Source organism: Pantoea sp. EKM20T (assembly GCF_011800485.1).
GTDB classification, from domain to species: Bacteria; Pseudomonadota; Gammaproteobacteria; order Enterobacterales; family Enterobacteriaceae; genus Pantoea; species Pantoea agglomerans.
Genome location: NZ_JAALFW010000026.1, coordinates 1 through 12,226, shown reverse-complemented (window position 1 = coordinate 12,226; position 12,226 = coordinate 1). Strand labels below are relative to the sequence as shown.

The following is a 12,226-nucleotide window of genomic DNA, read 5'->3' as shown; positions in this document are numbered from 1 at the left end:
GGTCGCTGGCGGAGAGCGTGACGCCGGGCATCTACAGCACCGACGACTACGACTTCCGCAAGCCGAACGCCTGGATGCTGCAGGCCCGCCAGAACCCGGCGTCGCCGGTGCCGGGCTCGGTGGACGTTTATGACTGGCCGGGCCATTTTGTCGACCACAGCCACGGCGAGTCCTACGCGCGCATCCGTCAGGAGGTGTGGCAGGCCGAGCACCACAGCGTCAGCGGGTCGGGCACGGCCACCGGCATCGCGCCGGGCTTTACCTTCTCGATCATCAACGCGCCGCACTTCAGCGACAACGGCGAGTATCTGGTGACCTCGGCGACCTATGACTTCGCTGAAAATTCCTACGCCAGCGGCGACACCGGCGACAGCCGTCACAACATCCACTTCACGGTGCTGCCGTCGTCAGTGACCTACCGCACGCCGCCCGAAACAGCGTGGCCGAAAACGCACGGCCCGCAGACGGCGAAGGTGGTGGGACCCAAAGGCGAGTCGATCTGGACCGACCGCTACGGCCGGGTAAAGGTGAAGTTTCACTGGGACCGGCTGGCGAAGGGCGACGACACCAGCTCCTGCTGGGTGCGCGTCTCCAGCGCCTGGGCGGGCCAGGGATTTGGCGGGGTGCAGATCCCGCGAGTGAACGACGAAGTGGTGGTGGACTTCATCAACGGCGATCCGGACCGTCCGCTGATCATCGGCCGGGTTTATAACGAGGCGAGCATGCCGCCGTGGGCGCTGCCGGCAGCGGCGACGCAGATGGGCTTTTTAAGCCGGTCGAAGGATGGCACGGCGGACACCGCGAACGCGCTGAGGTTTGAGGATAAGTCGGGTGAGGAACAGGTCTGGCTGCATGCCGAGAAGAACATGGACACTGAGGTTGAGAACAATGAAACCCACAGCGTCGGCAGCAACCGGACTAAAACCATCGGCGGCAATGAAACCACCGAGGTGAAGAAAAATCGCACAGAAACGGTTGATCAAAATGAAACCATTACCGTTCATCAGAATCGTACTGAAACGGTGGATGGTAATGAAACAATCACTGTACACAGTAACCGCACTGAAATAGTCGATCAGAATGAGAAAGTGCGGATTGGTCAGAATCAGTCGGTAACGATTAATGGCAACCAGACACTGAAAGTGGATAGGGCGAAAGCTGAAACCATTGCACTGGCTTCAATGCTCAATGTCGGTCTGGCGCAGAACACCAATATTGGCGCGGCATACATGCTAAACGTTGGTGGCGGCTGGATGACTAATGTCGGCGGAATGCAGGCACACCATGTCGGCATGAAATATTCGCTCAATACCGGGCGGGATATGGCATTGACTGCCGGGACTACTGCGGAGTTCAGTGCCGAAGACAAAATCACCATGGTATGTGGCGAATCGATGATTGTGCTTGAGCAGAATGGCACCATCACCATCAGCGCGAACAAGATCAAGCTGGTCGGTGAGAAGGTGATTGATATCGACGGAACACAGATAGACATCAACTGATTATGGAAAACTTTGCCAATTTAACTGCCTTTCCTGCATTACTCTTTGATTCCTTAGATCAACACGACCATGGCTTTTCAACAGTCGTTGCCCGTCTTAGCTATGATCTGGATATAAAAAGTGGTGAACTGGTTCTCTGTGAGGATCAGGGGGAACTGGTTGAGCAGGATAGTTATTTTGCTGAGCAGGGCCGGAGTAGTGTCCGATTTGAAAGCGATTTAGCTCCCTATAAACCACGCCTGGATGTGGTCATTAATGCGACGGCCTGGGCACCTGAAGATAAGCCGGTGAAAAGTTTTACCGCTGGCGTTCAGTTGGGGGATTTTACCCGTCTCATTAAAATTAATGGACCGCGTGAATGGCGAAAGATGATTGCGACCTGGCAGCTAAGTGAATCTCAACCGATAACATCGCTGGATCTTCGCTACGAATACGCCGCGGGGGGATTCTACTCCTTAGAAGGTGAAAAAATTATTGCCTCTCCGGTAAACAGTGTTGGGATGGGATGGTATCCTCCCGAAGTACTGAAAAACCTGAACGCCCAGCGCCTGACAGCCCCACAGATCGAGTGGCCAACACAGCCAGTACAAAAAATTGATCAAAAGTCATCACCTGCGGGTTTTGGCTTTTTTGGCCGGGGCTGGCAAGGAAGGATTGAACTGGCAGGACGTTACGATGAAAAATGGCGAAAAGAGCGTCATCCTTTGCTGCCGCAGGATTTTAACTTTGCTTACTGGAATGGCGCGCATCCCTTAATGCAATTTCCCTTACCGGAACCACTCAAAAGTGTACCTGTAACGCTGCGTTATTTTATTTCATCCCGTGTGATTGAGAATCAGCAAATTCATTTGCAGGTACCCGTGGAGTCACTTTTTGTATTTATTACCACGGAGAAAGGGGCTGGAGTGGCAAAAGATATGGTCCTTGATACGTTGGTTATCGACCTAAATGAGCGAAAAGTACATTGTAGCTATCGTACTGTAATTTCGGAACTTATGGAGTCGGTGATGACCGAACTGCGTTTCATCAAAGCGGAACAACGCCAGCAACAGCTTGAGCTTGCCGCAAGCCATAATAGTCACTCTGCTTCACGCCAGTTTGTGCCTTTACCACCGAGTCTGTTGGCGAAATTACACCAGGTGAAAACGAATGGCTGAAAATTACGCTGCCCGTAAAGATGGTGCATACAAAGTAGTAGGCATGGCACCTGATCTTTGTTTTACGCCGGGATCGCAATCTCCGGTTCCCTATCCCATACAGACCACGCTTGACTCATCTGCATCCACAATTAATTCTGTCAAATTTAATGGTCATCCAGCCTTTGTATTCAATCAAAGTTTTGTGCCCAAAACGATTGGAGATGCAGCAGGAACGAACAAGGGTGTTACCAGCGGAACGGTAGAGGGGAATTGTTGGCCGATTGAACACAGTCCTGATACCAACATAGGCGGTTTCAGAATTATCAGAGTTCAGGATATGTTTTTCATGAATGGCAGTTTCTTGCCAGGCATGCTCGGCATGTCCAAAAGTGAAAGATGGAAATACCGTAAGCATCTTATCGAATTGGGAAAGAACAGTAGCGACAAGGATGTGCAGGCTGCAGCAAATCGTCTCGAACTGGATAACACTGCCGTTGAAAAAGCCCGTTTAGCCTCAGTAATCTATGACGGAGGGGAACCATCTGAACCAACCCCCGGTATGCCTGAAGGATGGACTGATATAAGTAATGATTCAGAGGCTTTAAAGAAGATAAATTTGAAACCTGAAAATCTTATTGCTGACGGCTCTCCTGGTTTCAGAGCCAGAGTTTATGCGCCGGATCCGGCTGTATTTGGCGATGATATGAAAACATCTGTGGTTTTTCGAGGTACAAGGCAGAGTGAGATTGAAGACTGGAAGGCAAATTTCAATCAGGGAGTTGACAAAGAAACGGGCTATTATAGTCAGGCGGTTAAGATCGGCTCGCGTTTATCTACAACGGATAACGTTGACGTTGTCGGGCACTCTCTGGGCGGTGGGTTAGCGTCTTCTGCATCAGAAGCGGGAAAGGTTAAAGGGTGGACATTTAATGCTGCAGGATTAAACAAAAATACCGTCTCACGATATTCCGGTTCACCGGGTTCCGGGGATGCAAAGAATATCGATGCATTCAGAGTGAAAGGAGAGATACTGACTGATGTTCAGGAGAATAGTCCTGGAAGGTTGCTGGAATTTGGAATGAAGTATGGCCCTGGGCTGACTGCATTGAAGGCGTATATTGCAGGAAAGGCGCCCGACTCTTTAGGTATCAGGCACAATCTATCCGGCGGAGAGGGCAATCCTGTCACGTTGCACGGCATGGAGCAGGTGATACATTGTCTGGAGTTAGAAAAGAGCCACGATATAGCAACGATTACAGGAGGAAAAATTTGAACATTCTAAGAAAGATGATTTTTTTGCTTTTTTTATTTTCGTTTTTAACATTACAGGCTTGTGGTGATATGAAAAAGATCCATCCGGAAGAATATTTCTCAGGAAGCCAGTTACAACTCGCGCAGGCAATTGAAGATGGTAATGTTGATGAGGTGGAGAAATTATCAGCTCAGACTGATCTTAATAAACCTGGTGAGAAGGGATTGACGTTTTTGTATTATGCCCTCAGTGAAGCTTCAAAAAAGGACGTTAACAGACTCAATGTAATGAGTGTTTTAGTAAAGCATGGTGCTGATCCTCTACAATACGTTGCCGATATGGGATCTGTGGCAACTAATACAGCGGGATATTCAGACCCTATTTTTATCAAGGCATTGATTAAGGGAGGGATGGATAAAAATGCGAGCTTTAAAAGCACGCCAATAATATTTTATGCAACTAATGAAAAAGCCTTCCCGACTCTAAAATATCTTGTAGAGATTGGTACAGACGTCAATGCCAAAGATGGTCTTGGACAAACGGCAATATTTGAAGGGATATATGGCGAGCAATATGATCAGGTTGAATACCTTCTAAATCATGGCGCTGATGCAAATATTACTGATGTTAACAATGTAACTTTTAATCAGCTACTGGATAAAGTAATGAGTAATACAAATAAAGATAATGTAAAAGCTATTGATAAGCTGAAAGAGATAAAAGCGCTGGTACAAGCAAACCCATAGGGTTTTGGGACAGGCTGAGTGGTATGGGTTAGTTGCACTAAAATCGTCAGACGATTTTAGTGCAACTAACCCATACCACTATAGTCAGACTAAAAAACAGCGTCACTGTCACTATTCGGAATAAGTTCTTTGAGTCTGCATCGGCTAGCCTTTGTGACAAACCCTGGTTACTGCGCTTTTATTCTCACCTCACTCCCGCAATGATCAAGTTCAGACTGGGCTGACTTTTCATATTATTGCGCCGCCTGATGTGATCACTTATTTCCGGGTAAATTCGTTTTATCAATAACTTTATTTTTCATCCTGTAAATGTTCGCACGGAGCTCCAATGGCAACCGGAAATACGATTGGTAAATTACAATATGCGCCTGCGCCACAAGGCCATGTGGCGGCGGGCAGTGCCAACCCGCCGAAAAAGAAAAGCTGGTGGAGCAGTTATGGCGACTGGGTCCATACCGGTCTGGACGTGTTAGGCGCAGTTCCGATTGTCGGCACGGTGGCTGACGGCGCGAACGCGGCCATTTACACCGCAGAAGGCGATTATGGTAACGCAGCACTTTCAGCTGCTTCGGCGGCAGCTAACTTTGTACCCGGTGGTGGGGCGGCATTTAAAGCCGGTAAGCTGGCAGCAAAGGCTGGCAAAGCAGTAGAAGCCGCGAAAGTGGGCAAAGGTATTGCAAAAGAAGGTGCTGAACTGGCAGAAAAAGCAGCCGTCAAGGCTGAAACAACCGCCGCTCAAGCTGAAGCTAAAGCCACCAAAAAAGAAGCTGATGAAGTTATCAGTGCTAAGAAAGCGGGCAGTGAAAAGGGAGGCAGTGACAAAGGACATGCGCAGAAAAAGACTGAGCCATGCAAAATTCCGGCAAGGCCTCTGCCGCAGGTCGATATGGCGATTGGTAGTCCGGTTAACCCTGTACTGGGGATCAAACTGCTGTTCGGCCCTGAAGATAATGATTTCTCTTTTCCAGCCTCGGTCCCCCTTAACTGGCAACGCTACTATTTTTCCGATGAAATCGGCAATGGCTGGCTGGGACAGGGCTGGTCACTGCCCATTTCACAGGAAGTACGCAGGAAAGCGGGTCTGCTGGTCTTAATGGATGAACAGGGTCGCGAAATTGAGTTCCCCTATCCGGAAGCGGGCCGCCAGCCTCAGCTTCATCGCTATGAGCAACTCTACCTCTCGCAGCCGCAGCCTGAGGAATTTTGTATTTCGGCCGCGGATGAAAGCCAGCACTGGCACTTCAGTCATAAAGTTGAATCTGACCGCTGGTTGTTGTCTGCCATCAGCGATCGTCATGGCAACCGGCTGATGCTCCGTTATGATATCCGGCATCTGCCGGTGCAGATTGAAGATAGCGCTGGCCGTCGATTCAATATCAACTTCTCACGTTTTGAATCGGACGCGGGCATCGCTTTTTTCCGCATCACCAGCGTCAGCGTCTGTTATCCCTCCGATCCTCTGAATGCTGAAACCCTGTGTCGCTACGATTATTCAACTCAGGGTGACCTGATTGCCGTGCGTAACGAGCTCAATGAGGTGCTGCGTGAATTTCGTTACCGTAACCATATTATGGTGGCGCATCGTCGTGCGGGCGAAATGGAGTGTTTTTATCATTACGATAAATATTCCCCTGGAGGAAAAGTTCTGGCACATCGTGACAGCCTCGGCGGGGAATGGCGTTTTGAGTATGGCGGTCAGACCACAACGGTTGTTGACGCTCTGGGACGCGTGACACGTTACGACTTCGACGATAACCAGGAACTTATCGGCTATCGGGATGCGATGGAAGGAACCATTCGTATCAAACGTAATGTCCGCGGTCAGATGACACAACTTACTGATCAGTGTGGCCGGATAACGCGTTACCGCTATGATGAACGCGGCAACTGTACGGCAGTCATTGAGCCGGACGGTCAGACTACACGTTTTGATTATCACGAACGCTGGAACACACCGGTCCGTGTGACCAACATGCTGGGCGGCTCGCGGGAATTTATCTACGACACAGCAGGAAACTTAATCCGCTTTACGGATGAGATCGGACGCATCACGGAATACAACCATGACGACCGTGGCAATCTGGTCAGGGTGCGTGATGCTGCGGCGGGCGTACAAAAGTTTTGCTGGAACCAGTCCAACTTCCTTATCAGTCATACCGACTGCTCTGGGCGCACAGCGACATTTGACTATGACAAATATGGCTGGCTGAAGCAGCAGACGGATGCCGCAGGCAACCAGACGCTGTTCTATAACCGATGGAATGGCCTGCCTCAGTGTATTGTGCAAGCCGATGGTGGAACGGAAAGCTTTGAGTTTGACCGCTGGAAACGTCTGATTGCCTGGCAGGATCCTCAGGGGCAGGTTACGCGCTGGAGGCTTGCCGCTGATGGCTTGCCGTTATCACGCACTGATGCACTCGGCCATAGCATTGGCTACGAATACGATCTGGCCCGTCGCCTGACCGCACTGATTAATGAGAACGGTGCGCGATATAAATTCCGCTACGACGCCCGGGATAACCGGGTGGAGGAGCGTGGCTTTGATGGTTGTAAAACGCGTTATGAATATGATGACAGTGGCTGGCTGCTTGCTCGTATTGAAGAAGGCGATGGCAGCGTGTCAGTAATTCACTCGCACTATCAACGGGATCCGGCCGGACGATTGCTGGAAAAACTGGTGTCGCGCGGCGGAGATGCTACATGGCAACGTACCCGCTATCGTTACGATGAGCTGGGGCGCCTCAAGGCCGGTGTCAATCACGGCGGACGCTCTGAACTCGAATGGGATGATGCCGGACAACTGCTCGCAGAGCGGACGCTGGTTCGGGGTCATCGTTATGAACTGCGCCACAGCTATGATGAGCTGGGTAACCGGACGCACACCACTTTACCCGATGGTCGTGAACTGAAGCAGTTCTACTACGGCAGCGGGCATCGGGTGCAGGTGAACTTTGGTAACCGTGTCATCAGCGAAAGCGAACGTGACGTCCTGCACCGTGAAGTGCGCCGCACTCAGGGTGCAATCACCAGTGAATATCTTCACGACGAAATGGGACGGCTGATAAGCCAGCGGGCGGGTCGTGGAGCGCAGTCAGCGGTGGCACGCGAGTACGTCTGGCGGCGCGATGGCCAGCTGACGCAGATGACGGATAAATACACGGGCGATTATCGTTACGAATATGACGCGCTGGGACGGATGACGCGGGCACGTGATGAGCATTTCGCCTTTGACCCGGCGCATAATCTGCTGAGTGAGGCTCAGACGCAGCCCCTGCAGGATAACCGACTCAGTGTTTATGAAGATAAACGCTGGTCCTATGACTCCTTTGGTAATGTGACGCGAAAACAGAGTGGCCGCCACACAGATCAGCTCTTTATCTGGAACGCTGAACATCAGCTGACCGAATCAGTAAGCGCCCGCAACGGGACCGAGCAGCGAACCACCTACGGCTATGATGCGTTTGGCCGCCGAAGCTGGAAACGCGATGCCTTTGGTATCACGCGCTTCATCTGGGAAGGCAATCGCCTGCTGAGTGAGGTGAGAGGCTCGCGTCAGCACATCTGGGTTTATGAGGATGACAGCTTTGCTCCGCTGGCGCAGCTAAGTCTGCAGCAGGGTGAAACGGAGCATGAAGCTCAGATCTTCTGGTATCACAACGACGTGTCTGGCCTGCCACGGGAGTTGACTGGTGCTGATGGGAGTGTGGTCTGGCGTGCCGTCTATCGTGCCTGGGGCAATACGCTGCGCACAGAGCAGGCAGCAGTGGAGAATGCAGAACCGTTCTATCAGCCGCTGCGCTATCAGGGTCAGTACTTCGATGCGGAAACAGGTTTGCACTATAACCGCTTTCGCTATTATGATCCGGATGCGGGCAGGTTTGTGAGCCAGGATCCGATAGGGCTTGCTGGTGGGGTTAACCTTTATCAGTATGCGCCGAATCCGTTGAGTTGGGTGGATCCGCTGGGGCTCTCCAAATGCCATCTGGATAACCCTAAGAAAAAAGTAAATAGCGCTGAAATAGGAGATATTGTCAGAACCCCAACATCGCATCCGGAAGACTTTATTAAAGTTAAAGGAGGAGATTATAAGAACAACCACACTAACGAAATTTGGAGTAAAAGTAATACTTCGCATAGTGACAAGCAAGGTGAATGGAAAGTTGGTATAGGTAAGTCAGCACCAAAACCAAGGCATAAAATAACTATAGGTATGAGTGATGGTAAAATTATCAAAGTTGACAAGTAGTTTTTCACTAAGTGATATCAATTTTTCTGGTTTTAGTCAGTCAGAAAATTGGGTTGGTTATTTTGAAAAAAAAGGTGCTTTTTCATATGACTTAATTGATAAGGCAATCAATTTATTTGAGGGGTTTTTCGGGGCTAGTGGTGATGAGGGTATTATTCTGGTTGCACTTTCATTCAATGATGAAAGAGAGGATGACGTTGATACTATAAAAAAATATGGGAAGTTATACGAGGATGTAAAAGATAAAGGGTTAGTATTTCCTATGAATGATGATTTTGAAAGCTATCTATATGGGGACTCCTGTTTACCTGCAAGTTCTTTAAAGTTGAGTTTTGATGCTAATGACTTCAAAGATCTTTCTCGATTGTTAATGTGTCACGCGGGAGTAATTGGCCAGGTCTGTTTTTATATTAATTTATCAAAAAATGTGGCTATTTATCCTCATGATGATGTTGGGTTCGGATGTATTGCTCTCAATTCTGATACGAACACAAGCAAGTCTTTCCTTAGTTATTGTTCGAAAGATATGGATTTTGAAGTTTTCCTTAACGAAGATGATGTGGTGCAGAAGATTTAAAATAAGGATGTCGTGAATCATCAGTGAACAGATTACAGGAATTGTTTAACTTACTATCAAATCCGTGGAGATAAGAATGAATTTAGATCAAGAGTTCTCATTGAATATGGATAAGTTTCATCCCAAGCCAAGAATAATTAATGAATGGGAGCAAATTGCTGATGTGCTCTCTGAGTCATTTAATTGGAAAGGCTAAAAAATAGATTGGAAGTGTTTGGGATTACATATTGAAAAGCCGATTGATTTCAAATCTACACAAATTGAAAAAGAAGTTGAAGGGTTCATTAAGGAAAGTGGGTTATATGAATTTATAAATGAGGGTGAGATAGTTTATTATGTTAATGATTCGTCGCTTGATTTTGCAGTTTCGCTTGATTCGAAAATATTCTTGTCTTTTGTAATTTATGTAATAAATAACACCCCTCAGCATCATTATTTTTTTGATGAGGAAGTGAGTTGGTGTTTTGCTATTACTGCAGAGGGTTATCTTGACTTTGGTATTAAGGGTTAATTTTTTTGTTGATATTTAAAAAAGTAAAATCTTGAGGTTGTTATTAACTTCGTTGCGACTAATCACCTCTTTAGAGAGTTAATTCTCATGTGTTTTCTATTAAAGTTACTATAGAGTGCGTTTTTGGTTGGTCTCTATATATAAATAAGGTGGGTCCAATAAGTTCTAATTTAGATCTGCCTTTGCTCTCAAACGAGAATGATGCATTTTGGTTATAATAAATAAAGACGAATATAACGCTCTTGACTACATTAATGATGCTATTGATATAACTAATCAAAGAGCCATGGAAAAGCCGGAGTTTACAGTTTTTCAGGTTGCTCTGAAGCAGCTTATTTATGTAAAAAAAATACTAACTGGTGAAGAGAAAGATAAAAGTGTCCTGCATGGCATGAATCTGGGAAGTTTGGCCTCCAAAGAGTTTGATACAACTGACCCAGAACTTGCTAAACATCTTTCAAACGCAAATTATATTGCATCTCAAATAGGTGCGGGGCTCAAGGTTATTCTTCCTCATCAAACCGATCCTGAATATGAAAGGCGTAAAAAAGATATTTAAAATTTCATAAGTAAATGGGTGTTGGCCTATTTTACTCAGTCTTTATTGGTTGATATCCAGATCACATATTAAATGAAAAAGTTACTCTATTAATTATGTCCATAGATTTTGCTTTTTTTAGGCAGGAGTCTGTGTAGAAAGATAATTTCATCCTGACACCTGTTACTTCTAATCATAAGATACTTTTAGTAAAAATCATTTCCCTTCAACTTTAACTGGCTCGCTTCACTGGCTGTACGGATGAACCATGTTCCCGCGCATTACTTCACCGCAGCAGGCCTGCTGTTCGATACGCTTACGGGCACCGAAATGCTGGTTGTCCGTTTGTGCTCACCGTCGAACTGCTGTTCACCGACGCGCGTATCGACCATCATGCTTTGGTGGGCAAGCAGGTGACTTTTACGCTACCGACCCATGGCCTGATGAACGCGCTTAGTCCGCGCTAACTTAACGGCAAAATCACCCGCTGGCGGGGCGCAGCCAGGAGCTGAGCGGCACACGATATGCGGTCTATTAACTGACGGCCGAGCCTGACCTGTGACCGTTGAAACGTGACCGCTATCATTAGCGCTTCTAAAACGATTCTGGCTGGCAAATGATTTTTAAAAGAGATGACAATAGCTTGGAAATCATAGCATTTTTATTGTTTTTATTAGTGACGGAGTTTTTTATCTGGAGCAGTAAGATTTCCTATGGGAGAAAAACGCTGGCTGGTCTAGGTAAAGCTTTTGTCGGTGTTTTTATCGCCATTATCGCTATCGGGTTCGTGCTTAAAGGACTGGCAGCGATAATGCCAGGTTTTACCAGGGACGCCGCAGGGGATTTAATGGAGGCGTTAGGTGCGTCATTATTTTTTATATGGGGTATGAGGTTTATACTTGTTGGGTTGTGCAATATATTTGGCAATATTATGGATTTTCACAAGAAATATAATGCTGATAATTACAGGAGGTTTTCACCAGCTATCAATAAACTGGCGCCAGGGCTGTTCGTTTTTTCAAAGGTCATTCTTTCTCTTGGATCTATAGTGATTTATTATGGTATCTGGCTGGCTAATTAAATTAAGAAGGGAAACAGGCTGTAAATTTTGATACGGACTTTGGTTTGCCCCTTAAGCCGGGTTTCTCTAGAGAAACGATCGAACAGCGCTTCTGGACATGCCTCTATACTCCGGCCAGAAAAAAATGCTGCATTACTAAGTTGTGTTATCAAAAACCCCAAGCTAGCGGAACTGATACCGGTTGCCTTTCCAGATATCTGTTTAACCCATATCGGACACTACTTAACCACATATGACTCATCCTGTCCGGGAGTTTGGGCCGCGTATGAAGGTTGCCAGTGTGAGATAAATGCGTCTGACTGGCTGTTAAAAAAGCCTGCCATGACGGGCTTAAAGTCCCGCACCGCCACAGGAGCTAATACGGGACGGTGCGCTGTCTGTATAGCGGGTTGTAAAAGGTGGGTGAAAGCAGCAGCGCGACACGCATTACCTGTCGACCGCGGGGGGTGGCTGGAAGCCGCTGGTGCACATCGATACGCTGGATGACAGCGCCATGATGTACTGGTACCCATTCTCTAATATAAGCACGGAATCTGATTATGTTCTCACGCATTACCGCACAGCTGCCGGCGGACGGCCTGCTGTTCCATACGCTTAAGGGCACCGAGACGCTGTCCCGTCCGTTTGTGCTCAC

General features: G+C 47.7%; 9 protein-coding genes and 1 pseudogene. All 10 read left to right on the top strand.

The features are described 5' to 3' along the window. The coding region (locus tag HFD94_RS22640; protein ID WP_167433550.1) for a type VI secretion system Vgr family protein at nucleotides 1–1,502 on the top strand (1,502 nt) is incomplete at its 5' end. A 2-nt stretch (nucleotides 1,503–1,504) separates the two neighbouring features. Continuing rightward, nucleotides 1,505–2,659: a DUF2169 domain-containing protein gene (locus HFD94_RS22635; protein ID WP_010246052.1), complete on the top strand. Its 1,155-nt coding sequence runs from the start codon at nucleotides 1,505–1,507 to the stop codon at nucleotides 2,657–2,659. Further along, the gene (locus tag HFD94_RS22630; RefSeq protein WP_010246049.1) at nucleotides 2,652–3,914 is read left to right on the top strand and encodes a PAAR-like domain-containing protein; all 1,263 of its coding nucleotides are present in this window, start codon (nucleotides 2,652–2,654) and stop codon (nucleotides 3,912–3,914) included. The genes HFD94_RS22635 and HFD94_RS22630 overlap by 8 nt, the downstream gene beginning before the upstream one ends. Beyond that, nucleotides 3,911–4,639, top strand: coding sequence for an ankyrin repeat domain-containing protein (locus tag HFD94_RS22625; protein WP_010246046.1), 729 nt, complete (start codon nucleotides 3,911–3,913; stop codon nucleotides 4,637–4,639). Before HFD94_RS22630 ends, HFD94_RS22625 begins: the two co-directional genes overlap by 4 nt. A 328-nt stretch (nucleotides 4,640–4,967) precedes the next feature. Next, entirely contained in the window at nucleotides 4,968–8,885 is a 3,918-nt protein-coding gene (locus HFD94_RS22620) for an RHS repeat-associated core domain-containing protein (protein WP_010246043.1), read from the top strand. Further along, nucleotides 8,857–9,462 carry a hypothetical protein gene (locus tag HFD94_RS22615; protein WP_010246040.1) on the top strand — a complete coding sequence of 202 codons (606 nt, stop codon included), beginning with the start codon at nucleotides 8,857–8,859 and terminating at the stop codon, nucleotides 9,460–9,462. Before HFD94_RS22620 ends, HFD94_RS22615 begins: the two co-directional genes overlap by 29 nt. A gap of 214 nt (nucleotides 9,463–9,676) precedes the next feature. Then, entirely contained in the window at nucleotides 9,677–9,973 is a 297-nt protein-coding gene (locus HFD94_RS22610; protein ID WP_033786097.1) for a hypothetical protein, read from the top strand. Between the two features lie 208 nt (nucleotides 9,974–10,181). Beyond that, the gene (locus HFD94_RS22605; RefSeq protein ID WP_243234817.1) at nucleotides 10,182–10,532 is read left to right on the top strand and encodes an immunity protein Tsi6 family protein; all 351 of its coding nucleotides are present in this window, start codon (nucleotides 10,182–10,184) and stop codon (nucleotides 10,530–10,532) included. Between the two features lie 240 nt (nucleotides 10,533–10,772). Then, nucleotides 10,773–11,046, top strand: a pseudogene (locus HFD94_RS23200) (hypothetical protein); the annotation flags it as partial. 81 nt (nucleotides 11,047–11,127) lie between these two features. Further along, the gene (locus HFD94_RS22595) at nucleotides 11,128–11,592 is read left to right on the top strand and encodes a hypothetical protein (RefSeq protein ID WP_010246029.1); all 465 of its coding nucleotides are present in this window, start codon (nucleotides 11,128–11,130) and stop codon (nucleotides 11,590–11,592) included. Nucleotides 11,593–12,226 lie beyond the last annotated feature (634 nt).